The organism is Bacillus sp. FSL K6-0994, assembly GCF_038630815.1.
Lineage (GTDB): Bacteria > Bacillota > Bacilli > Bacillales > Bacillaceae > Bacillus > Bacillus safensis.
In genome coordinates this window covers 515859-538052 of sequence record NZ_CP152043.1, presented here as the reverse complement: position 1 = coordinate 538052, position 22194 = coordinate 515859, and the positions used below count along the sequence as shown (strand labels likewise).

Below are 22194 nucleotides of genomic sequence, written 5' to 3'. Positions count from 1 at the left end.
AAGTCAATCGGATAGAAGGTTTCTCTATCAGCAGTGCACCGCTCGTCCATTTGTTTGCAGCAAGGCTTCGTGTATCGCCTCAGAGAGTGTCGGATGTGCCGCAATAAACTGCTCTAATGTATCAGCTGTCAACTCTGTATGCATCATCACCGCCGCTTGTCCAATCAGTTCTGTGGCATTCGGTCCGATGATGGATACACCTAAAATTTCTTGATATTGCGGTTCGACAATGACCTTTACTTGACCAGCTGGCTGATTTAAAATTAGTGCTTTTCCATTTGCAGAGAATGCAAATTTCCCTATCCGAATCTCCCCATATTGTTTTCTAGCATTCTCTTCATTTAAACCGACACTAGCGATTTCTGGAGACGTGTAGATGCACCTTGGAATCACGTGTTCATTGACCTTTACATCTTCCCCTGATGCATGTGATGCCGCAATCGTTCCTTCATGAAAAGCAGCATGAGCAAGCTGAACGCCGCCTGTCACATCACCGCACGCATAGATATGCGGGAGATTGGTTTGCATATGCTCATTCACGCAGATGCCGTTCCTGTCAAATTCAATGCCGATCTGCTCAAGATTCAGCTCTTCCAGCCTCGGCTTTCTGCCAATGGCGACTAAACAATGATCAGACTGGATGTCACAGCGCTCCCCATGAACCTTCTCAACGGCCACTTTTTTTGAGCTTGCATCAAGCTGTTTGACTGCTGCTGATGTCAAAATCTCTACACCTGCTTTTTGAAGCTGATCGTGAAGACAGTTAGCTGTATCGTGATCTTCTTCAGGTAAAATGTGTGCTGTCTGTTCCACCATGACAACCTTTGATCCCATTCTGCTAAAGATGCTTGCAAACTCACAGCCGATCACCCCTCCACCAATGATACAAAGCGAATCTGGTATTGAAGGGAGCGTCATGGCATCCTTACTATCAATGATCCACTCTCTATCAAATGGGGCGAAAGGTAAAGCAGCAGGTTCTGATCCCGTAGCAATAATGAATTGTTTGGCTTGAATGATTTCAGATTTCCCTTCACTTTCTATCAATAGCTCATGAGCTGAAAGAAATGATGCTTTCCCATTTAACACGCTGATTTTGTTTTTATTCATCAAATAACGAACGCCATCAGTCAGCTGCTTGACGACTGACCGCTTCCGCTTTTGAACGGCATCCCAATGAATAACAGGCTCCTTTTCTGAAAGCTCAATTCCAAAATGTCCAGCTGATTTCACATGTTCGTACATATCAGCGCTTTGCAAAAGTGCTTTCGTTGGAATACAGCCTTCATTCAGGCAGGTACCTCCTAACAGGCCTTGGTCGATTAATACAACCTCTCTGTCAAAACGGGCGGCTGTTATTGCCGCCACATATCCTGCTGGCCCGCCTCCTATAATGACAAGCGTCATTCATTTCACCTTCTTCCTATAAAAGAATGGATACTGGATTTTCTAAATAGGCTTTAACAGTTGATATAAATTGTGATGCCGGCGCTCCGTCCAGCACGCGATGGTCAAATGTCAGACTGAGTGGCAGGATCGTCCCTTTACATAATTCATTCCCATGATAAACAGGCATGTGATCCGCTTTGCCAACGCCAAGAATACCTGCTTCCGGCGGATTTAAAATCGGTGTAAAATGTTCCACACCATAGGCGCCTAGGTTAGTGATTGTAAAGGTAGAGCCTTCAATTTCATCGTGAAGAAGTCTGCCTTCACGTGCTTTTTTGCCATACGATTTGATGCTCTTCGCCAGCTCAATAAGTGAAAGCTTTTCCGCATGCCGAATAACAGGCACTGCCAGACCGTGATCTAAAGCAGCAGCGATTCCAAGATGAACATACTCAAAAGTTTCGACTCTATCATTCTGATATTGACTGTTCATTGCAGGATGCTCTAGCAGGGAAAGAATCACTGCTTTGGCTACAAAATCGGTCATGGTTAATTTCATATCGTGTCGTGCTGCGGCTGTTTCGTTCAACTCAGACTGTAATGCTGTCAGCTTTGTCACATCCGCTTTCATCGTTATTGTTAATTGTGCACTTGTTTGCAGGCTTTCCATCATTCGCGAGGCAATGGTTTTCCGCATCATGCTGACTGGCTGATGCTTTGGTTCATTTTGTTGGTTTTCTTTTTCATCAGGAAGTGCCCGAAGCACATCCGCTTTCGTGATTCTCCCATCTGGCCCTGTTCCCACTAAAGTATGAATATCCAGATTAGCGCTTTGAGCAATCTTACGTGCCACAGGGGAGATTTTCTTTCTCACTTTCTTTTGTTTTGGCAGCAGGTCTTTTTCTTTCTTTTCCTCGACCTGTTCATTTCCTTCACCGATATAGCAGATGACCGTGCCAGGCGGTACACCTTCTCCCTCAGGCACTTTTATATCCAATATGGTTCCTTCTGCAGGTGATTCGATCTCCATTTCAATTTTTTCAGAGTTGATGCTTGCAATGCTTTCCCCTTTATTTACGGTTTCTCCGACCTCTTTATTCCAGACAGATACCGTTCCTTCTTTCATTGACATGCCCAATTTCGGCATCACAACCTCGACAGCCATCTCCCTCTCTCCTTTCTTTAGTTCAAGATCTTGTCATGACTCTTTCCAACCATCTCTAATACGGTGTTCACAACCTTATCAGGTGTCGGCAAATAGATATCTTCAAGCGGTGGTGAAAACGGAACCGGTGTATGAGGAGCCGTCACTTTTTTGATTGGAGCGTCAAGTAAATCGAATCCTTTATCCGCAACCAGAGAAGAAATATCTGCGGCAATTCCGCACCTTGGATTTGCTTCATCTACAATGACAAGCCGATTTGTTTTTTCTACTGAAGTTAGAATGGCTTCTTCATCGAGCGGCGACAAGCTTCTTGGATCAATGACCTCTGCTTCAATTCCACGTGTAGCTAATTGCTCTGCCGCTTCGAGTGCTGTATGAACTTGTTTGCCTACCGCAAAAATGGTCACATCTGAGCCTTCTCTTTTCACCTCTGCTTTACCAAGCGGCAGCGTGTAGTATCGCTCTGGAACATCTCCTGTGATATTGTAAAGCGTTTTATCTTCAAAAAAGATGACAGGGTCCTGATCCTCGATGGCTGCCAGCAGCAATCCTTTGGCATCGTATGGTGAAGAAGGCACCACTACTTTCAATCCAGGGATGCTTGTAAATAGCGCATACAAGCTTTGCGAATGCTGAGCAGCTGCTCTAAAACCCGCCCCATGTGTCGTTCTGATCGTGATCGGCACCTCTGCTTTTCCGCCAAACATATATCGGAATTTTGCTCCTTGATTCAGCACTTGATCCAGACAGGTGCCGATAAAATCATTAAACATGAGTTCTGCAATTGGCCTTAACCCTGTGGAAGCTGCTGCCATGGCCGCACCTACATAGCCAGCTTCACTAATCGGTGTGTCAAGAACTCGCTCACGTCCAAACTCCTGAACGATTCCTTTCGTTACACCAAGCACACCGCCCCATGCTTCATCATCCTGTAAGTGATCGACATGAGCACCTCCAGCAACATCTTCCCCCATTAAAATGACATCCTCGTCTCTTCTCATGGCAAGTTTAATCGCTTCATTTAATGCACTAGACATGCTGATTTCTCTTGTCATTTTCCTCTCCCCCTTTGATTTATTGATACGAAACATACACGTCGGTCAATAATTCGGTCTGATCTGGATATTCACTTTCTTCACTGAATGTAACGGCTTCATCTATCGCTTCTGCTACAGCCGCTTCAATCTTTGATAGCTCCCCATTCGTCAGCAGCTGCTGCTTGATCAATTCATTTTTAAAAAGAGCGATCGCATCTCTCTCTTCTTGGTGTTCTGTTTTTTCTTGATTGGTTTTATAACGCTGGGCATCTCCTTCGAAATGGCCATAATTTCGATATGTCATGCATTCAATTAATGTCGGACCTTCTCCATTTTTTGCTCGTTCAATTGCTTGTTCTGCGGCTTGATAAACGGCCATCACATCTTTTCCATCTACTTGAATCCCAGGAATGTCATAACCGGCCGCTCGATCCACGATTGATTTGCAGCTTGAAGCATAAGAAAATGGTGTCGCTTCCCCGTACCCATTGTTTTCTGCAATGAAAATGACGGGCAGTTTCCAGATGGCCGCGAGATTGATTCCTTCGTGGAAAGTCCCTTGATTGTTTGCACCATCCCCAAAAAAGCAAACGCTTACATTTTCTGTCTTTTTATATTTAGCGGTGAGGGCTGCCCCGCACGCAAGAGGAAAGCCGCCTCCAACAATTCCGTTGGCACCGAGCATTCCTTTATCAAAATCTGCAATGTGCATGGATCCGCCTTTGCCTTTACAGAGACCTGTGGCTTTCCCATAGATTTCTGCCATCATTCCTTTTAGATCACAGCCTTTCGCTATACAGTGGCCATGGCCCCGGTGTGTACTTGTAATACTGTCTTTTTCATTCAGATGAGCACAGATTCCTACGGCAACAGCTTCTTCGCCAGCATAAAGATGGACAAACCCCGGCAAAATTCCTTTTGTAAAAAGCGTGTGCACCCGGTCTTCAAATTGGCGGATTTCCTGCATCTTTTGATACATCCATACGGCTTTTTCTTTACTCAATGCCATTTCCATTTAGTAAAACCTCCTATCTTTTTTGCTTGCACTTCTATACAAGCAAAAATCGTGCCAACATGACGACGCATAAACACTTAGGCTTTGTCTGAATCACACCGATGAAAAAAGAGACAAAATGAGACATGCGTCTCTTTTTGTCTCAATATGTCCACACATCAATTGGAACAAAAAAAAGCATCCCCGTAGAGGAATGCTTATCACAATGAATCGATTGTGCGCAGCCACTTTAATTTTCCTTTGCAGACGCCGCATACATAACGAGAGGTATCAAACCGTCTTTTCCTTATAAAAGACCGGCCGCATCCTGTGCAAATATATTCATGGCGTTTCCCCGCACGGCGCTTATTTTGTACGGTCTTTAGCGGTGTACAAAAACGCGGGGCTCCTACTTGCTTTAATAACGCTTTAAAATCACGGTCGCGATGCTGATAGCCCTTTCCTTCAAGATGCAGATGATAATGACACAGCTCATGCTTGATGATTCCGATTAATTCTTCTCGTCCATGCTCCTCTAGGTATCGGCGGTTTAGTTCAATGTTGTGTGTACCAAGTAAATATCGCCCGCCTGTCGTTTTTAACCGGTCATTAAAAACAGCCTGATGGCGGAATGTCTTGCCAAAGAACTGCTGGGAAATGTGCTCTGTTAACTGCTGTAATTCTCTCTCGTTCAATCAAGATCGTTCCTTTCTATAAAAACCTCGAACGGGACAATTTCCCCTAAGCATACATTGAAGGTACATCCACTGTTTCGATCAAAGGAGGAATGGGCGATGCCCAACTGGCTGAAAAATCAGATGCAGAAGGCATTTTATGAGAAAAATCATTATCAAATCAAATTGCTGAATCAATGCTGGTACTTCTATAGAAAAAAACATTCAGTCACATCAAGGCACACCCCATCCTAAGGTGCGCCTCGTTTTTTTGTTTACTCTGGTTTCAGCATGGTGAGGGCAACGCGGCCTTTTGCCTGGTCAACGGAGTCCACCCATACGGTCACAATGTCACCAACTGATACAACATCAAGCGGATGCTTCACAAAACGGTTGCTTAGCTTGGAAATATGCACAAGCCCATCCTGCTTTACGCCAATATCAACGAATGCACCGAAGTCTACAACGTTTCTCACCGTTCCTTGCAGCTCCATTCCTTGCTTCAAGTCTTCCAATTTCAACACATCTGTTTTGAGCAGCGGTTTTGGCACTTCATCCCGCGGATCACGCTCAGGTCTAGTCAGCTGATCAATGATATCTCGAAGTGTAATGGTCCCAATGTCAAGCTGCTGGGCTGCTTCGTCCAGTTTAACTTCAGCAATCTTCTCTTTTAACTGCTCTGTGCCAAGATCGTCTGGCGTCATGTTGATCATGCGTAAAAACTGTTTTGTTTCTTTATAGCTCTCAGGGTGAATACCTGTACGATCAAGCGGGTCTTGTCCATCTGTAATGCGAAGGAAACCGATACACTGCTCATATGTCTTAGCACCGAGCCTTGGAATATCCTTCAATTCTTTTCTGCTTGTGAATCTCCCAATCTCTTCGCGACGCTTGATGATATTCCCTGCGACGGCTTTTGAAAGGCCTGATACGTATTGCAGCAGCGCCTGTGAGGCTGTATTGACGTTCACACCGACTTGGTTGACGACTGTCTCAACAACGAAGGTTAACGAGCTGTTTAATTGCTTTTGACTCACGTCATGCTGGTATTGGCCCACACCGACAGACTTCGGATCAATTTTCACGAGCTCTGCTAAAGGATCTTGTAATCTTCTAGCGATTGAGATGGCGCTTCGTTCTTCGACTTGCAGATCTGGAAACTCTTCTCGTGCCAGCGCTGACGCGGAGTAAACACTTGCTCCAGCTTCATTCACGATCAAATAAGACACCGGCTGATCCAGCTCTTGAATCAAGTCTGCAATGAATTGTTCTGTCTCTCTTGAGGCTGTTCCGTTTCCAATCGCAATGACTTCGATGTTTGATGATTGAATGATCTCTTTGACTTTTTGTTTCGCTTCCGCTTTTTTCTGCACGGGCGGATGCGGGTAAATGACGCCAATATGATGGACTTTGCCTGTATCATCCACGACAGCTAATTTACAGCCTGTCCGAAATGCGGGGTCGACTCCAAGTACACGCTTCCCTTTCATCGGCGGCTGAAGCAGCAGTTTTCTTAAGTTTTCAGCAAAAATATGAATCGCTTGTTCCTCTGCTTTTTCTGTCAGCTCTTTTCTTATTTCTCGTTCGATGGAAGGCTGAATGAGACGTTTATACGCATCATCGATTGCCGCTTCAATAAACGGTCTCACCGTTGTCTGTCTGCCTTTTAGAACTTGTTTGTCGAGATAGAAGCGAATATTTTCAGCAGGTGGTTCGATGGCTGCCTTTAAAATGCCCTCTTTCTCCCCGCGGTTGACCGCTAGTACACGGTGCGGAACAATCTTTTTGATTGGCTCTTGATAATCGTAATACATTTCATAGACGTTTTTCTCATCGCTTTCGACGTCTTTTCCTGATGTGACCAGACTGCCCTTTTGGTACGTTTCACTGCGAATCCATTTTCGCATATCGGGATCATCTGCGAGCTGTTCAGCAATGATGTGCTGCGCACCCTCAAGTGCCTCTTCTACATTTGTTACTTCTTTTTCTTCGTTAATAAAAGCAGCTGCTTTCTTCCCGACCTGGTCGCTTGGCAGCGTGAGTAAATATTCCGCCAGCGGCTCCAGCCCTTTTGCTTTGGCTACATTCGCCTTTGTTTTGCGCTTTTGTTTGAATGGCCTGTATAAATCTTCGACCTCTTGCAGTTTATGAGCCTGCTCAATTTTCTGTTTTAATTCATCGGTTAGTTTGTCTTGTTCAGCAATTAAGCGAATGACTTCTTCTTTTCGGTTCGTGACATTTTGGATATATGTATAGCGCTCTGAAATGGTTTGAATTTGCACCTCATCCAGTGAGCCTGTCTGCTCTTTCCGATAACGGGCAATAAACGGGACGGTGTTGCCATCCTCTAAGAGCTTGATCACACTTTCAATTTGTTTTGTTGAAAGCTTTAATTCTGTCGCAATTTGTTTCAATAAAAAGTCAGATGTCTTCATACTTTGCATCCTCTCACTGTGTCTTCTCTTTTAGTGTATCAAAAAAACCGGCAAAACAGAAAAAAGGTCAGCTATTTTACGTGAGCTGACCAAGTACATAGGTGAGATCGTCCTTTTTGTCTTGTGTGTATGTTTCAAGCTGTTTGGCGATGTCTTCAACTGAATGTCCATGCTTTAAACACATGCGCATGTTTGGCACATTCAGTCCGTCTGAATACATAATGAATATCGATCCTTTTTCGTAGGAATAGGTGTATGTTTTATATTTTCTAGGTTTCCCTGATAAGTATCCTGATGTCGGAAGTGGATAAATATAGTCGCCAGAAGGTGCATTCAAGATAAACCGAATATTGCCAACCGAACAATAGGTAAATTGCTGCTGGGAAAAATTCACCTTTAATATGGCCACAGTGGCCCCGCGTTTATTTTTCATAGCCTGATTGCATCTGTCGATGAGGGCCGCCACATCCTCATGTCCATATTCTTCGACAATTTCGCTGACTAAAGAAGATGATTCATTGGCGTACTGGCCGCTGCCCAATCCGTCTGCTACAGCACAAATTAGTTCTTCATCATCTGCTTTAATAAAAAAACTGTCCCCGCAGCATGGTTTTCCTTCTTTATTCGATTGATAGATAATGGCGTTTACATGCTCATGCTGTTCAATCTGTTTCATTACCCTAGCTCCATAGACGCATCTTCTGATAATGCATCTCGCAGTTTTTTCACTGCCTTCCGCTGAAGTCTCGATACATGCATTTGAGATATGCCAAGTAAATCGCCTGTCTCTTTCTGACTCTTATTTTGCAAGTAAGTCAGATTGATAATCTCTTTTTCTCTATCCGACAGCACATGAAGCACACTCTCAAGCATCATTTTTTGATTCACACGTTCGTAGCCCTCTTCCTGTGAGCCGACAACGTCTAAAATCGTCACAGTACTTCCTTCAGAATCAGCCTCTACGCCTTGGTCAACAGACAGCGCTTGATAGCTTTTGCCCATCTCCATGGTTTCAAGTACTTCTTCTTCTGTTACATCTAAGTATTCTGCAATTTCTTGGACTTTAGGTGATTTCTGTGTCTCTGTTGTCAAATGATCAACTGCCATTTTGATTCTTGGTCCAAGCTCTTTAATCCGCCTTGGTACATGGACACTCCATGTCTTATCTCGTAAAAAGCGTTTGATTTCCCCGATGATGGTTGGAATGGCAAAGGCTTCAAATGATTTACCGACGAGCGGGTCGTATCGTTTAATGGCGCCAAGTAAACCAATCATGCCAACTTGTCTGAGGTCCTCATGAAAGCTTTTTCCTTTAGAATATTTTTTCGCCAGCATATCAACCAAGTTTGTATAGCATTCGACCAGCGTGAGCTGCGCCTGCTCGTCTTGATTGGTTTGATAGCTTTGGATGAGGCGGTCTACTTCATCTTTAGTTAGTTTCATAGTTTTGGATGGTTGTGTCATGGTCAACTCGCTCCCTGTTTAAAAACTTTGTCATCGCCACGGTAACTCCGGAGTTTGCTTGCACCTCGACTTCATCCATCAATGTTTGCATTAAGTATAAACCAAGACCTCCTTCTGCCAATTGATCCACCGTATGAGCAGATGTGTACGGTCCCAGGTCTTCCTGTTTTTGCTTAAAGTCAAAGCTACCGCCTTTGTCAGCGACAATGATTTCTAGACGATCCTCGTAGACAAGAAAGCGAACAGCCACCTCTCCATCTTCGCCGTCTTCACCTTTATAGGCATGCTGAACTGCATTTGTACAGGCCTCACTGACGGCAATTTTTAAGTCCTCAATCTCTTCATAGGCATAGCCCATCCGGCTCGCTACGCCTGACAGAGTCAAACGAATGATGCCTACATATTCTGGTTTTGCCGGTATTTTCATCTCGATTCGATCTACTGATTCGTTCATTGTACCCCACCCTCTGACTTTGCAGAAATGTCAATGATGTCCTTTAATCCAGTGATTTCAAACAACCTTACAAGCCGTTCTGACAAGTTCTCAAGCTTTAATGTGCCACCTGCTTTTTGAGCCGCTTTAAACAGCCCAACGAATACACCTAAACCTGTACTATCCATATACGTAACATCCTTTAGACAGATTTCAAGATGCTCTCCCGCCTCAGCTTTAGGCATGAGCGTTTCTCTTAGCTCAGGAGCGGAGTACACATCAATTTCTCCGCTGACACTGATTTTCGTTTTTTGATCTATTTGATGCTCTTTTACAGACATATTCATTATGCATTCACCTCGAAATTCTTGTTTCCTAAAGTTTTATATACCCGCATGTTCACTTTCTAAACCTTTCTTTTGAGAACAAGTAAAGTAAAGTCATCGTGCAGCTGAAAATCCTGCAGTTTGAGTAAGCTGGCGTAGATGGCATCCACCATTTCTTGAGCTGAGTAGGATAGGTGCTCTGATATGAGTGTTTTGATGTCCTCCCGCTCTAAGAAACCATCCTCTGACTTGGATTCTGTGACCCCATCAGAGAATAAGATCACCATGTCTCCTGCGTCCAAATGCTTCTCGTACTGTCTGTAGTCAAAGTCTGGTGCGATCCCAAGGACAAGCCCTTTTGCATCTAAATCGTAAAATGTGTTCTCTTTTTTGCAATAGAAAAAGCCCGGCTCATGACCAGCCGATGCGTATTTAAACTCATGCGTTTCTTTATTATAGCTGCCATAGAACATCGTGATAAACATACTTGGGTCTACGTTTTGCTCGACAACACGATTCAGGGTTTTCAGCACCTTTGTTGGGCCGCTCCCTGACTCTGGCAAGGAATCCATCGCATATTTAATCATCGACATACAGAGCGCAGCCGGGATTCCCTTTCCAATGACATCTGCGATCGCGATATTGATTGTATCGTGATCCGTCACAAAGTGGTAATAATCTCCACTCATCTGTTTTGCCGGTACACTAATTGCACCAATATCAAAGGTATCTCCTTCTGGAATTTTCGTTTCCAGAAGGGTTTGCTGAACATTTGCAGCAATTTCAATTTCAGATTTTATTTCTTGCTGGATGCCTCTGAGTGTTAAATGTTCTTGGTAGGCAAGTCCGTACCCAATCATGACTTCAATTAAGAAGTCTAGTGAATGAAAAACATCTTCCGGCAAATCAGGGTAAAGCTCCTGAATCACTTTTCGGTGAACACTCACTATTTCTTCAGGAGGTATTTGATGCTCAATGGTTTTACGGCTAAATTTTTGAGCTTGATAAAGCGATGTTTCAGTTAAATCACTGATATAACGACTGAGCAGCTGATGGTACCGCTGCTCCATTACCTCCTTAAAATCCATGGTTTCCCTCCTAGCGAAGCCACTTAACAGCTTGTATCTCCGTTCCTTGTTCTGGTGCAGAATCTAATTTAAATTCATCCATCAGCCGTCTGACGCCCGGAAGACCTGCTCCGAGTCCGCCTGATGTTGAAAATCCGTCTTCCATTACTTTACGTATATCCATGATACCCGGCCCCTCATCGGCTGCGATGACTTTGAGTCCACGCTTTCCGCGCTCCATCACTTCTTCTATACAAATCTGACCTTTACCAGCGTATAAATAGATGTTTCGAGCTAATTCTGAAATGGCCGTCGTAATTCTTGCTTGGTCAACTGTTCCAAATCCAAGTTCTTTTGCAACATTGCGCCCCAATTGTCTTGCTGCGACTATGTCCCATTCCGTCAATATTCTTACACAGGATTGGTCTTTCATATCTATTCCCCCAATTCCCGCTTCAGTGTCTCAAGCCCTTGTTCAAGATCTAGTGCTGTCTGAATTTCTTCAAGCGATATTCCAAGTTCAATCAGCGTCACAGCGACTGCCGGCTGTATTCCTGTTAATACAACTTTCGCCCCCATGAGCTTGGACATCGTGATCACATCACCTAATACCTTTGCAATAAAGGAATCAATCATGTCAACGGATGTGAGGTCAATGACAACACCGTTTGCTCCTGTTTCATGAATTTTATTCAGCAAGTCTTCTTGAAAGTGGAGAGCTGTTTGATCATCAAGCTCCCACTGTATCGAAATCAGAAGACAGTTATATAGTTTTAAGATTGGAATCTTCGGGTGATTTCTCACTGGGTTATCCCTCCAATGAAACAATTTTTCGATTTGTCATTTCCAAAGCAGTTTGAATTCCTTTTTGAAGGGTATTCTTTGTTGTAACTTGAGATAAATCAATTCCAAGGTTCACAATGGTTTGGGCTATTTCTGGACGAATACCGACAAGCAAGCACTTCGCACCTACTAATCTCACAGCCTCTGATGCTTGAATGATATGATGCGCTACCATTGTGTCAACGACAGGTACACCCGTAATATCAATTAAGACGACTTGTGAGCGATGTTTGACGACACCGTTGAGCAGATTCTCCATAATTTTTTTGGCACGTTCTGTGTCAATTGTTCCAACAAGCGGCATGACGGTAATGTGCTCAAATACTGGGATCAGCGGGGCAGAAAGTTCCTGCAGCGCGATTTTTTGAAGGTTGACTGTTTTCTCCCATGAGATGGAATACTGGTTTAAGATCTCGTTATGAATAGGTGTGATGAATCGATCAATTTGCCAGATGAGGTCATGACTTTCTTCTGTTGTATCTTTGTCATCGTTCATTTTGTGATATAAATGTGAACGGATTTCTGTTAGACCATTTGCCAGTAACTTAAGTGATATACCCATTTGAACAATTTTTAAAGCAAAAGTTTGCACTTTTTCTTCAAAATCTTCAGCATACCCTTCTGAAAGAGATGTAATGATTAATTGAACATATTCCGAACAGATGGTTTCATACATATTGTCGTTCAGCATCATGTCCGTTTCTTTTTCTCCGAGTCGTCTAAAAATGTCCGTCCACTCTTTTTGTAATTCCTCTCGATGCTCTCTTGCAAAAGCTAACACGATATGATTCGACATGTTTTACCCCCTACGTACATAAACAGCACTTCTTTTAGTCTTTCTTCATTATAACGTTAATAAAAATTGAACACAAAAAAAGTTGCTCCCAACAGAGCAACCAAGTATCACCATATTAAAAATCAATAAGAGCCAAACTAACTTGTAAGGCTTCATCAACCTTCTCCATCATCTCATCATCAAGATGTGTGATTTTATCTGTCAATCTTTGTTTATCGATTGTACGAATCTGCTCCAAGAGAATGACAGAATCTCGTTCAAAGCCGTAGCGCTTTGCATCAATTTCGACGTGAGTCGGTAATTTCGCTTTTTGTATTTGGGCTGTTATGGCTGCAACGATAGCAGTCGGGCTGAAGCGATTTCCAATGTCATTTTGAATCACCAATACTGGGCGAACCCCGCCCTGCTCGGAGCCAACAACAGGAGATAAATCAGCAAAGTAAACATCACCGCGTTTAACAATCAAATGTTTAACCCCCGCTGACTAATCGCTCAACTGTATTCTCAGCCTCAAATTCTGCGTATTGTGCCTCTGAAGAGATATTCAGATTAATTTTCGCCATCTCCATGTAGCCGCGTCTCATCGATTCACGATTTTGTCGAATATTGCGTTCACGAATATACGTTTTTGTCGCTCGGTAGATCAATTCATTTCTTGTTACCTTATCCTGCTCTGCTACTCGTTCGATTTCAGACATCAAAGCCTCCGGTAGTCGAATCTTCATTTCGTTTGTTGCGCTGGATTCAGACAAAAAACATACACCTCCACAAAACTTACGGATACCGTTTCGATCCATTCCAAGACTAATCATACCATTATTCAATGCGCAAGCAAAGCTGTTTTTTCATGATTTCTTATTAGAACATGAAGCGGCTGTTCACCCGTAAATCAAAGATGATAATGGAGTTCCTCTTTCACATTATACGCTTTTTTCCGAAAATCATACGGTATTTCCAAAATCTCTAAAAAAGGGAGAATGTTTACCCCTTCTTTGTAGAATAAAAAGGAACGATGTCAGTTTGACGATCGTTCCTGTGAAAGCTGTTTAGAAAAAGCTTGGCCCGCTTTGAAGCAGCGGATTCCGCACATGCACCCTTTTGCCGTCCTCTATATAAACTCTTGGGACGCGGTGGCCAATGGAGCAAGTGACTTCATAGTTAATGGTTTCAAGCCTTTTGGCAATTTCATCGACTGATACCATTTCTTCACCTTGTCCACCAATCAAAACGACTGGCTCCCCTACTGGAAGATTCTCTTTCAGTTCAACCATGAATTGATCCATACATATCCTTCCGGCAATCTTCCGGCGCTTACCGCCAACAAGTACTTCCGTTCCTGCCAGCTTCCGGATCCACCCGTCTGCATAGCCGACTGGTACCGTACCGATCCATGTATCTTGATTAGCTGTATACGTCGCCCCATAGCTGACACTCTCACCCTTTTGAATGAGCTTCACATGGGCGAGTTTTGTATGAAGAGACATGGCTTCTTCCAGCTTGAAAGGAAGTTCATCTTTGATTTCCTCTGATGGTGACAGCCCGTACATACTGATGCCGAAGCGAACCATATTAAACAACACTTCTTTAAACCTCAAACCTGCTGCACTATTGGCACAATGAACGAGCAGCTTTTCCGTATGAAGCGGCTGAAGCAGGGTTTGAAAGGTGTCGACCTGACGATCAAAATAGTTCTCATCCTTTTCATCCGCTGTCGCAAAGTGAGTAAATACTCCTTCCAGCTGTAAATAAGAATGCTCGCTGACAAGCTTCTTTACTTCATTCACTTCCTCTAACGTTTTCACACCTAAACGGTTCATTCCGCTGTCTATTTTCAAATGAAAACGAATGGGTTGTCCCATCTCCCCTTTCATCATATCGACGATTTCCCTCAGCCACCTGGTGGAGTAAGCGGTCATGATCACATTGTATCGAACAGCGGTTTTGACATACTCCGGCGGTACTGCGCCGAGTACAAGAATCGGTGCTTTAATGCCTTGATTTCTTAAAGAAATGGCCTCATCTAAAAAGGCTACAGCCAACAAGTCTGCACCTGCTTTGAGGGCAGCTCTTGCCACTTCTATATCTCCATGTCCATATGCGTTGGCTTTCACAACAGCCATCAGTTGAACATTTTGACCGATATGATCTTTCATATGTGAAACATTATGCTTGATTGCTGTTAAATTAATTTCTGCCCATGTGTCTCTATAAAAGGCATTTGTGTCCATCAGTCACACTTCCCTATTGAATGATTCAATCCCCTCATATGATACTAAAAATCAAGAATAATGTGAAACAAATCAAAGAAAATCAGCCCTTGCACAGGGCTGATGCTTCATTTATCAAGGCTTTCTGCCTGAGAATCTCATTTATTTAGCTGACTGGCCTTCTACACTCTTTGCAACCATCAAAAGCTCTTCCTTCGATAGATCACTTGAGGAAATTAAGTAGTCAACTCCGTCAGATGTCCATGAGAGGGATTGATCTGTCAGAACCCCTACTGTCATACCAAGATCGACCGGCTCGCCGTTCATCGTGACAGGCGTAGATGCTTCAGCTACTCTCGCTTTTTCCTGGATGAGTGTGAAGGATTTCTTGCCGCCGTACGTAATTACATAACGCTTCCCAGCATCTGTCGTCATTTCTTTCTCTTCCATCTTCTTCACGCCTTCTGGCATATCAACTGGTGTTTTCACCGCAAAGCTGTCAGATGGGTCTGCACTTGTGGCAACATCCATTTGAGAGAGCGTCATGTTTTTCTTCTCATCAAATGCATCTTTGTCAAAGGATTTATTGAATTCAAAGTGAGAGAATTCCACTTTCACCATTGGCTTTTTGTCGCTATCCAGCACTTTTACACTGGCAGGCGCCATTGTTTTCTTATGAAAGGTAATCTCTTGGGTAGGCAGCATTTGGTTGTGCTGATAATTGGTCTTCGTTTCGAACACATACTTTGACTCTTTCGCTTTGAACTGAGCTGCACTGTCATTTTTAATGTCCTTCACAAGTGATTCGAATAAATAGACCTGACTGCTATTATTCGGCCAATCACTATGGAAACGGAAGCTCTTGTTCAATGAAGGTGTCAGCACAAACACACCATTGCCATTTCTTAAAATGACTTGACTCTGATCCTTTTTCGGATTTTCTAAATAGACACGGTAAAGCTCCGGCTTTTTGTACCAAATTTCTACCTGGTACTCCTGCGGGTCATTTCCTGTCTCAATGGTCATTTTTGCTTTGGCTTTGTATGATGTCATTTCCTCTGCCTTTTTGTTTAAATCTCCAACGATATCCTTCTGAGATTTTTGACCGCATGCGGAGAGAATCAGTACAAAAAGGATTCCCGTTACAAGCAAAACAAAGCTTTTTCTCACCCTTTTCAACCCCTTCGTTAATTGTGTTAAAAGGAAGAAACCGCTTGTTTGACTTTAACAGTACGCCTCAAGAGTTAACTGCGTACCGCGAACCATCAAAGCCTGTTAGCAACTCGCCCTTCCTTATCGCACTACCCAATATATGAAGGGGGGACAAACAATATGCAGACTAGCTTGACAACCTTTCAATTAAAACTTGTGCAGCAGCATATTCCTTTGTATGGGTTATCGACACATGGACCTGATCGCCCTCTGCTTTCTCGCTTTTGATGAAGGGTTTCCCCTTATCGTCTTTTTGAATGTCTATGTCATGAAAGCTTAAATGCTGACCGATTCCCGTTCCGTATGCTTTAGCGAAGGCTTCCTTTGCCGCAAAGCGTCCTGCCAAAAATTCCAGCTGTCTTTTTTCACTGAGTGTAAGAAAGACGTCCTGTTCACTTAAAGTCAAAATTCGTTCCGGTAAACGGGGCTGTCTGCTGAGCACCCGCGAAAGACGGTCGATCTCTACAATATCAATGCCTATTCCTTTGATCATGAGGTACCTCCTATGATACTCGTACTAATTTGAGTGTTCGCTTCATAAACGTGTTACTATAAACTTACCATTATCTAGTCAAAAGGGGTTTGTTATGTTTATTCGAACGGAGAGCTTTCAACAATTTATTAGATCGTATCCAATCGTAACAGCGATCCTTGCTTTACAAATCGGCCTGTGGCTTATATTTGCGGTTCCTATCCCTATTATACAGCTTGGTCAGGATCATCTCGTCGGTTTCAATTATGGTGTAGCAGCTGGGGAATGGTGGCGTCTCGTCACACCTATTTTTCTGCACGGAAGTCTCACGCATATTTTATTCAATTCCATGTCCCTTTTCTTGTTCGCTCCAGCGCTTGAACATTTGCTTGGGAAGGTTCGATTTCTAATCATTTATCTCGGTGCAGGATTCATTGGCAATCTCGGAACCTATTGGGTGGAGCCTTTAGAGTATGTACATGTTGGCGCTTCTGGTGCGATCTTCGGTTTGTTTGGGGTTTATCTATACCTTGTCCTGTTTAAACCGCACATGATGGACCGCGGGAATTCACAAGTGATTTTAACGATTCTTGCTGTTTCTGTCATCATGACGTTCGTCAATTCGAACATCAATATCATGGCTCACTTATTTGGATTGATCGGCGGTATGATTCTAGCACCGATTACGCTGCTTTTCCATTCGAAAAAAAGACGCTATTAATCTCATAAAAAATGTCGATCACTCCTCAAGCAGGAGCTGATCGACATTTTTCGTTTAAGACGATTGATTTTTTTCATACGAATACCAATCAAATACACGTGCCGCATCTTCTTCCTCAAGGTGATGCACACCAAAGGAATCAAGCAGCGCAGAGGATTTCACAAAGGTGTGAATACTGGCGACCCGACCTTTCTTTTGGAAAAAAGATTGCGTCATCGTATAGTTTTGCATTCGTTTTCTCAAGACAATGCCAGTGGTCTTGCCAATGCCTCTTGATGTCATTTGAATCAATGAATCTTTGATTGTATATCCTGATTGTTTATAAGCTAAATAGCCAAAGAATAGAGCAAGCGGTAACGGAATGAGTCCCAAATATCCCCATGGCGGAAAGCGTACCGACAGGATGATACCTACAAGTAACGGCACAAAGCCATATGAGATCAGGTAGCGCTTGAGCGAACGTTTTGGCACTTTTTTCAGCTCTGTTTCTGGTGCTACATGATAATGATCGGTGAATTGTGACAGCAATTCATTTATTTTTTTCTTCCGAATGAGCGGAAATAAGACGGAAGAGGTTTCTTTCTCTGTGATCGAACCTCCCGCACTAACAAGCATCACCGTCGCAAAACCAAAAGGCTCACGGATCATATTCTCTTTGATTTTCACTGCTTGAATTCTCGCAAGTGGAATGGTCATTTGATGTCTCTCGATGAGCCCTCTTGTAATGATGATGTCATTCCCTTTTCGTTTTGCAGCAAAATTCGCATACTGAAGTGCTGTTACCCCAACACTCAAGATCCATGCGATCAATACGGCAAGAAATATCAAAATCGCATAGATTTCAATGCTCGCATGGCTTAAAAAAGAGAACTGCTTGAAGAACCCGTCCAAAGGGAGAATTTCATCTATTTGCGTGTAGATGGCGAGACACCCTGAGATAATGACACCGATACCGCTTGAAGTGGTCGCAGCCAAAAGCAATTCTGGCACACCCATACGATAGGAGACATTGATTTCTTCCTGCATAGGTTTTTGCGCAGTCAAATGGCCATTCAGATCACCTGCTTCATCCGTCATTTCTTCTTCCTGCAAGCTTTTCTTCCGGTTGAAAATCGACTGCTTTAATTGTTCCGCTTCTGCTTTTGTAATCGCGGTCAGGCTCACTTCTGGACCATCCGTTCCGCCTGCCGTTTCGATTTGAACCCGCACTAAACCGAAAATCCGCTGGAAAATACCTTCACTTGTATTGACCGTTTGAATTCGTTCTAACGAGATATATTTTTTCTTTTTCGTAATCACACCCGATTCCACACGAAATTCATCGTCTTCCATCCGGTAAGTGAATCGTCTCCATTCTAAAATGGTAAAAACGGCTTTCCATAAAAGAAGCACACCAAGAATGATAAATGCATAAAAGCGAATGCTCGAATTCGAGTTCACAAAAATCAGCACGAAAAAAGGGATAATGAAGTTTTTGATCATGGATACAGCATCTGATATAAAATCAATGAACATCGAAATGGGGTGTACACGTTTTGGTTCAGACATCATCTTCCGTCACCCTTGCTAAACGAGATATGTAATCACGAAGCTCATCTGCCTCTTCTAATTCTAGCGCCGGTATATCATGAACTGTGGCAGCAGTCGAAATTTGAACAGAGGCCAAACGGTAGCGCCTTAAAAGCGGTCCTTGAGATGTATCAACATGCTGAACACGAACCATTGGCACAATTACACGTGTGACGCGAATGAGTCCATGCTGTATTTCAATTTCATTTTCGAATACTTCGTAGCGCCAGATGTGGTGGCGGATTTTTGGTATGAGCCAAATGCCAAAAATGACCTGTAAGACCCATAAACCAGAAAGGATCGCTCCAATCCAATATGGCCATTGAAAATAGTAGCTGGCAACAAATACCCCAATGATGATGAGTAAGAAAATCAATGAGATAATTCCATTTTGAAGACGCCATACCTTTAAACCATTTAAACTAATTTGACGTTGCGGCTGTTTTCTCACATTCTTCCCCCATTCTCTTACTTTTCTATCAATATATTACGTAACAAAGCCTAAAAAGTTTCAATTTCAGCCTGTTAAAAAAAGCGAACCCTGCAAAGGATTCGCTCTTGTATGTTAGTTGTTATAAGATTTCTTTTGACGACGATCGTTAGAAGAACGATTGCGGTCATTTGAAGAACGCTTTTTATCACCGTAAGATGAACGGCCTTTCCCGCGATAGCCGCCTCCGCCGCCACCGTCTCTACGTTTAGAAGAGCTGCGGTTGTTACGATTGCGTTTTGAAATCATTGGTGCTTCATCTGTCAAACGAACAGGCGTTGCATCCGGCTCTTTTGTCATCATTTTGATGGCAGCCGCAACCACTGTCACAGAATCATGATCTTCCAGCAATTCAGCAGCAGCTGTCATGTAGAAGTTCAAGTTGTTTTCACTGATGATTGTACGCAGACGATCAATGGTTACTTGCTGTTGTCCTTCGATTGCCTCATCTAGTGTTGGTTCTTTCATACGATCCATTTTACGTTTAGTCGTTTGCTCAATCGCACGAAGCATATCTTTTTCACGTGGTGTGATGAATGTCATCGCCATACCTGTACGTCCAGCACGTCCAGTACGTCCAATACGGTGAACGTAGCTTTCTGGATCTTGCGGTACGTCAAAGTTATACACGTGTGTGACGCCTGAGATATCAAGTCCACGTGCTGCAACGTCTGTTGCTACAAGCACATCGATTGAACCTTCTTTGAATTTACGAAGCGCAACCATACGTTTTGCTTGAGTCAGGTCACCATGAATTCCTTCAGCTGTATAACCTCTAAGGTTAAGTGCTTCAGTCAATTCGTCAACACGGCGTTTCGTACGGCCGAAGACAATTGAAAGCTCAGGTGATTGAATGTCAAGAAGACGAGTCAATGTATCAAACTTTTTACGCTCGTGAATATCCAAGTAGAACTGTTGGATGTTAGAGACTGTCATTTCTTTCGCTTTTACTTTTACGTGTTCTGGGTTTGTCATAAAACGCTCTGCAATGCGCTTAATTGGTGCAGGCATTGTCGCAGAGAATAAAAGTGTTTGGTGTTCACTTGGTACATTTGAAAGGATCGATTCAATGTCTTCAATGAAACCCATGTTTAACATTTCGTCTGCTTCATCAAGCACAACTGTTTCAACATTTTGAAGACGCATTGTACGACGGTTAATGTGATCGAGTAAACGTCCTGGAGTCCCTACGATGATATGAGGATTTTTCTTGAGCGAACGGATTTGGCGGCCGATATCTTGTCCACCGTAAATCGGAAGTACGCGCGCACGCTTGTCTTGGCCGATTTTATATAGCTCTTCAGATACTTGAATCGCTAATTCTCTTGTTGGCGCAATGATAATCGCTTGGATGTTTGGAGAAGCTGGGTCAATTTTTTCTACCAGAGGAATACCAAATGCTGCAGTTTTTCCTGTACCTGTTTGTGCTTGTCCAATGACATCTTTATTCTGAAGACCGAGAGGAATTGTTTCCGCTTGAATCGGTGTTGCTTCTTCAAATCCCATGCGGTTAATAGCTTTCATGAGACTTTCGCTTAATTGAAAATCTTGAAACGTTATAGTCAAATTATTCAAACTCCTTCTAATTGCTGTTTCAGTAATCTCGTGAATGATCATTAAAAACTGCCCTTTTCCGAAAGGACAGGTCCATTATATACAAAGCCCGAATTACCCTACCTTATATCTTACCATTACCCTATTTGTTTTTCAACAAGACAGAAATGGATATATCTACTGTTCTACAATGACAGATTCACCTTCACTTTGATCTCCGTCCATCCATTTCCACTTTTCAAACAGTTGAATTTTTCCGTTATCCAGCTGCTTTGGAGTGGAATTGCAAGTCCCGCTTCTCATGCTGCCGTCCTTGCTTACATGGTGATATCTAAAATGAAGTGTTCCATCCTCATTCACAGTTCCTACAAGTACGCCAGATATAATACTGCCGCCTTGATATGTGCCCGTTAATATATTCCCGTCCTGACGATATTGAAATATGGTTCCTGCTGATACTTCTCCGTTACTCGAATTAGACTGCGGGACAAAGGTTTTTCCGTCATATTGAAACAACCGAATCAACCACCTTTTCTTTCCTATTGTACCATATGCCTGTCACTCATTCGACAAAAATGATGCAAATTTTAACAAGTGGGATTCAATTTATATTAGTTTAGCCACATTTTAGCTTTTCTATAGATTAAATTGCTTTTTTTAAAAAATGTTCTACTTTCTCAAACAATTGCTGGGCACATGGCTCATGACAAACATGATGTTTACAATCGGGCAAATAAAACATTTCTTTCTGGCGAGACGGGACTTTATGATAAATAAATTCTGCACTTGAAGCGGGCACAATTCCGTCGCTTTCACCTTGAACAATTAACACAGGCAGATGAAGCTTCTCAAGCGAATTCTTCGTTTGCTTTACCAGCTTCATAAATTCTATCGCAGCTGACAGCGGCGTGCTTGTGAGCTTATGACGATATCGATCATACAAAGGGTTTGTATCAATTAACCCAGACAGGGACTCCTTTACCATCTGCCTTGTGTCTTGCATCATTTGTTTTGGGTTCACATATTTAGCCGCAGCACTTAATAGGACGAGACGGGCAACTGGGTACTTCGCTGCTAAATAAGAAGCAATCATTCCGCCCATAGAAAAGCCGATCAAATACATGGTGTCACAAGTTCGATAAAGGGATAGAAGTTCGAGTTCAGCTGTCGCTATCCATTCTTGATAAAGAATGCCTTTTAACTGAAGCTCCTCTCCATGCCCCGGAAGCGTAACAGACTGCACATTCCAATCTGCCGCCTGTTTTAAATATTGCGCCAGCGGTTCTACTTCATAAGGGGCACCAGTAAAACCGTGGATACATAAACAGCCAATCATTCTGTCACCT

At 43.0% G+C, this 22194-nt stretch carries 26 protein-coding genes; 2 read left to right on the top strand and 24 right to left on the bottom strand.

Features of this window, described 5'->3' with window-relative positions; translation table 11 throughout:
- Positions 1-27: 27 nt before the first annotated feature.
- From lpdA to MHB69_RS02605, 5 genes are all read right to left on the bottom strand, one after another.
- On the bottom strand, positions 28-1407 hold the full coding sequence (lpdA, locus tag MHB69_RS02625; RefSeq protein WP_342495970.1) for a dihydrolipoyl dehydrogenase: 1380 nt from the start codon (positions 1405-1407) through the stop codon (positions 28-30).
- A gap of 16 nt (positions 1408-1423) precedes the next feature.
- Positions 1424-2554 (bottom strand): dihydrolipoamide acetyltransferase family protein, encoded by a 1131-nt coding sequence (locus MHB69_RS02620; protein WP_342495969.1) that lies wholly within the window; start codon positions 2552-2554, stop codon positions 1424-1426.
- Between the two features lie 17 nt (positions 2555-2571).
- Positions 2572-3609 carry an alpha-ketoacid dehydrogenase subunit beta gene (locus tag MHB69_RS02615; protein ID WP_046313978.1) on the bottom strand — a complete coding sequence of 346 codons (1038 nt, stop codon included), beginning with the start codon at positions 3607-3609 and terminating at the stop codon, positions 2572-2574.
- A 19-nt stretch (positions 3610-3628) separates the two neighbouring features.
- On the bottom strand, positions 3629-4606 hold the full coding sequence (locus MHB69_RS02610; protein ID WP_024427382.1) for a thiamine pyrophosphate-dependent dehydrogenase E1 component subunit alpha: 978 nt from the start codon (positions 4604-4606) through the stop codon (positions 3629-3631).
- Between the two features lie 200 nt (positions 4607-4806).
- Positions 4807-5280 carry a SprT family protein gene (locus MHB69_RS02605; RefSeq protein ID WP_024427381.1) on the bottom strand — a complete coding sequence of 158 codons (474 nt, stop codon included), beginning with the start codon at positions 5278-5280 and terminating at the stop codon, positions 4807-4809.
- Positions 5281-5379: 99 nt separating this feature from the next.
- On the opposite strand from MHB69_RS02605, the gene cmpA reads away from it, so the two are divergent.
- Positions 5380-5514, top strand: a complete 135-nt coding sequence (gene cmpA / locus MHB69_RS02600) for a cortex morphogenetic protein CmpA (protein WP_008346893.1) — start codon at positions 5380-5382, stop codon at positions 5512-5514.
- 20 nt (positions 5515-5534) lie between these two features.
- On the opposite strand, the gene MHB69_RS02595 is transcribed toward cmpA, so the two are convergent.
- The 14 genes from MHB69_RS02595 to acpS all read right to left on the bottom strand — a co-directional run bounded on the left by MHB69_RS02595 (position 5535) and on the right by acpS (position 16535).
- On the bottom strand, positions 5535-7694 hold the full coding sequence (locus MHB69_RS02595) for a Tex family protein (protein ID WP_098677663.1): 2160 nt from the start codon (positions 7692-7694) through the stop codon (positions 5535-5537).
- Between the two features lie 76 nt (positions 7695-7770).
- A complete protein-coding gene (locus MHB69_RS02590; RefSeq protein WP_034283944.1) occupies positions 7771-8370 on the bottom strand; it encodes a PP2C family serine/threonine-protein phosphatase in 600 nt (199 codons plus the stop codon).
- Positions 8370-9158, bottom strand: a complete 789-nt coding sequence (gene sigB, locus MHB69_RS02585; protein ID WP_024427378.1) for an RNA polymerase sigma factor SigB — start codon at positions 9156-9158, stop codon at positions 8370-8372. Before sigB ends, MHB69_RS02590 begins: the two co-directional genes overlap by 1 nt.
- On the bottom strand, positions 9124-9612 hold the full coding sequence (rsbW, locus tag MHB69_RS02580) for an anti-sigma B factor RsbW (RefSeq protein ID WP_041107445.1): 489 nt from the start codon (positions 9610-9612) through the stop codon (positions 9124-9126). Before rsbW ends, sigB begins: the two co-directional genes overlap by 35 nt.
- On the bottom strand, positions 9609-9938 hold the full coding sequence (locus MHB69_RS02575; protein WP_024425392.1) for an anti-sigma factor antagonist: 330 nt from the start codon (positions 9936-9938) through the stop codon (positions 9609-9611). The genes rsbW and MHB69_RS02575 overlap by 4 nt, the downstream gene beginning before the upstream one ends.
- Before the next feature lie 59 nt (positions 9939-9997).
- A complete protein-coding gene (locus MHB69_RS02570) occupies positions 9998-11005 on the bottom strand; it encodes a PP2C family protein-serine/threonine phosphatase (protein WP_024425391.1) in 1008 nt (335 codons plus the stop codon).
- A 10-nt stretch (positions 11006-11015) separates the two neighbouring features.
- On the bottom strand, positions 11016-11417 hold the full coding sequence (locus MHB69_RS02565; protein WP_024427376.1) for an anti-sigma regulatory factor: 402 nt from the start codon (positions 11415-11417) through the stop codon (positions 11016-11018).
- Between the two features lie 2 nt (positions 11418-11419).
- Positions 11420-11788, bottom strand: coding sequence for an RsbT antagonist protein RsbS (rsbS, locus tag MHB69_RS02560; protein WP_003214235.1), 369 nt, complete (start codon positions 11786-11788; stop codon positions 11420-11422).
- A 4-nt stretch (positions 11789-11792) separates the two neighbouring features.
- Positions 11793-12623: an RsbT co-antagonist protein RsbRA gene (locus tag MHB69_RS02555; protein WP_034283948.1), complete on the bottom strand. Its 831-nt coding sequence runs from the start codon at positions 12621-12623 to the stop codon at positions 11793-11795.
- Positions 12624-12738: 115 nt separating this feature from the next.
- Positions 12739-13089 carry a type II toxin-antitoxin system endoribonuclease NdoA gene (gene ndoA, locus MHB69_RS02550; RefSeq protein ID WP_024425388.1) on the bottom strand — a complete coding sequence of 117 codons (351 nt, stop codon included), beginning with the start codon at positions 13087-13089 and terminating at the stop codon, positions 12739-12741.
- Between the two features lie 4 nt (positions 13090-13093).
- Positions 13094-13375 carry a hypothetical protein gene (locus MHB69_RS02545; RefSeq protein ID WP_003214273.1) on the bottom strand — a complete coding sequence of 94 codons (282 nt, stop codon included), beginning with the start codon at positions 13373-13375 and terminating at the stop codon, positions 13094-13096.
- A gap of 294 nt (positions 13376-13669) precedes the next feature.
- Positions 13670-14851 (bottom strand): alanine racemase, encoded by a 1182-nt coding sequence (gene alr, locus MHB69_RS02540; protein WP_098677665.1) that lies wholly within the window; start codon positions 14849-14851, stop codon positions 13670-13672.
- Between the two features lie 141 nt (positions 14852-14992).
- A complete protein-coding gene (locus MHB69_RS02535) occupies positions 14993-16009 on the bottom strand; it encodes an outer membrane lipoprotein-sorting protein (RefSeq protein ID WP_098677666.1) in 1017 nt (338 codons plus the stop codon).
- 160 nt (positions 16010-16169) lie between these two features.
- The gene (gene acpS, locus MHB69_RS02530) at positions 16170-16535 is read right to left on the bottom strand and encodes a holo-ACP synthase (protein ID WP_041116756.1); all 366 of its coding nucleotides are present in this window, start codon (positions 16533-16535) and stop codon (positions 16170-16172) included.
- A 94-nt stretch (positions 16536-16629) separates the two neighbouring features.
- On the opposite strand from acpS, the gene MHB69_RS02525 reads away from it, so the two are divergent.
- Positions 16630-17235 (top strand): rhomboid family intramembrane serine protease, encoded by a 606-nt coding sequence (locus tag MHB69_RS02525; protein WP_041116754.1) that lies wholly within the window; start codon positions 16630-16632, stop codon positions 17233-17235.
- A 54-nt stretch (positions 17236-17289) separates the two neighbouring features.
- Here the strand turns inward: MHB69_RS02525 and MHB69_RS02520 are convergent, their stop codons facing one another.
- The 5 genes from MHB69_RS02520 to MHB69_RS02500 all read right to left on the bottom strand — a co-directional run bounded on the left by MHB69_RS02520 (position 17290) and on the right by MHB69_RS02500 (position 22184).
- The gene (locus tag MHB69_RS02520; RefSeq protein WP_046313966.1) at positions 17290-18786 is read right to left on the bottom strand and encodes a PH domain-containing protein; all 1497 of its coding nucleotides are present in this window, start codon (positions 18784-18786) and stop codon (positions 17290-17292) included.
- Complete coding sequence (locus MHB69_RS02515) at positions 18776-19255, bottom strand: PH domain-containing protein (protein WP_024425383.1); 480 nt, start codon at positions 19253-19255, stop codon at positions 18776-18778. The genes MHB69_RS02520 and MHB69_RS02515 overlap by 11 nt, the downstream gene beginning before the upstream one ends.
- 114 nt (positions 19256-19369) lie before the next feature.
- Entirely contained in the window at positions 19370-20860 is a 1491-nt protein-coding gene (locus MHB69_RS02510) for a DEAD/DEAH box helicase (RefSeq protein WP_061110633.1), read from the bottom strand.
- A gap of 165 nt (positions 20861-21025) precedes the next feature.
- Entirely contained in the window at positions 21026-21364 is a 339-nt protein-coding gene (locus tag MHB69_RS02505) for a glutamate synthase (protein WP_034283957.1), read from the bottom strand.
- A gap of 127 nt (positions 21365-21491) precedes the next feature.
- Positions 21492-22184, bottom strand: a complete 693-nt coding sequence (locus tag MHB69_RS02500; RefSeq protein WP_061110634.1) for an alpha/beta fold hydrolase — start codon at positions 22182-22184, stop codon at positions 21492-21494.
- Positions 22185-22194: the final 10 nt, after the last annotated feature.

Bases quoted from the DNA above. Each gene is read 5' to 3' on its own strand.
- lpdA (WP_342495970.1), bottom strand. From the start codon at position 1,407: ATGACGCTTGTCATTATAGGAGGCGGGCCAGCAGGATATGTGGCGGCA.
- MHB69_RS02620 (WP_342495969.1), bottom strand. From the start codon at position 2,554: ATGGCTGTCGAGGTTGTGATGCCGAAATTGGGCATGTCAATGAAAGAA.
- MHB69_RS02615 (WP_046313978.1), bottom strand. From the start codon at position 3,609: ATGACAAGAGAAATCAGCATGTCTAGTGCATTAAATGAAGCGATTAAA.
- MHB69_RS02610 (WP_024427382.1), bottom strand. From the start codon at position 4,606: ATGGAAATGGCATTGAGTAAAGAAAAAGCCGTATGGATGTATCAAAAG.
- cmpA (WP_008346893.1), top strand. From the start codon at position 5,380: ATGCCCAACTGGCTGAAAAATCAGATGCAGAAGGCATTTTATGAGAAA.
- MHB69_RS02595 (WP_098677663.1), bottom strand. From the start codon at position 7,694: ATGAAGACATCTGACTTTTTATTGAAACAAATTGCGACAGAATTAAAG.
- MHB69_RS02590 (WP_034283944.1), bottom strand. From the start codon at position 8,370: ATGAAACAGATTGAACAGCATGAGCATGTAAACGCCATTATCTATCAA.
- sigB (WP_024427378.1), bottom strand. From the start codon at position 9,158: ATGACACAACCATCCAAAACTATGAAACTAACTAAAGATGAAGTAGAC.
- rsbW (WP_041107445.1), bottom strand. From the start codon at position 9,612: ATGAACGAATCAGTAGATCGAATCGAGATGAAAATACCGGCAAAACCA.
- MHB69_RS02575 (WP_024425392.1), bottom strand. From the start codon at position 9,938: ATGAATATGTCTGTAAAAGAGCATCAAATAGATCAAAAAACGAAAATC.
- MHB69_RS02570 (WP_024425391.1), bottom strand. From the start codon at position 11,005: ATGGATTTTAAGGAGGTAATGGAGCAGCGGTACCATCAGCTGCTCAGT.
- MHB69_RS02565 (WP_024427376.1), bottom strand. From the start codon at position 11,417: ATGAAAGACCAATCCTGTGTAAGAATATTGACGGAATGGGACATAGTC.
- MHB69_RS02555 (WP_034283948.1), bottom strand. From the start codon at position 12,623: ATGTCGAATCATATCGTGTTAGCTTTTGCAAGAGAGCATCGAGAGGAA.
- alr (WP_098677665.1), bottom strand. From the start codon at position 14,851: ATGGACACAAATGCCTTTTATAGAGACACATGGGCAGAAATTAATTTA.
- acpS (WP_041116756.1), bottom strand. From the start codon at position 16,535: ATGATCAAAGGAATAGGCATTGATATTGTAGAGATCGACCGTCTTTCG.
- MHB69_RS02525 (WP_041116754.1), top strand. From the start codon at position 16,630: ATGTTTATTCGAACGGAGAGCTTTCAACAATTTATTAGATCGTATCCA.
- MHB69_RS02520 (WP_046313966.1), bottom strand. From the start codon at position 18,786: ATGATGTCTGAACCAAAACGTGTACACCCCATTTCGATGTTCATTGAT.
- MHB69_RS02500 (WP_061110634.1), bottom strand. From the start codon at position 22,184: ATGATTGGCTGTTTATGTATCCACGGTTTTACTGGTGCCCCTTATGAA.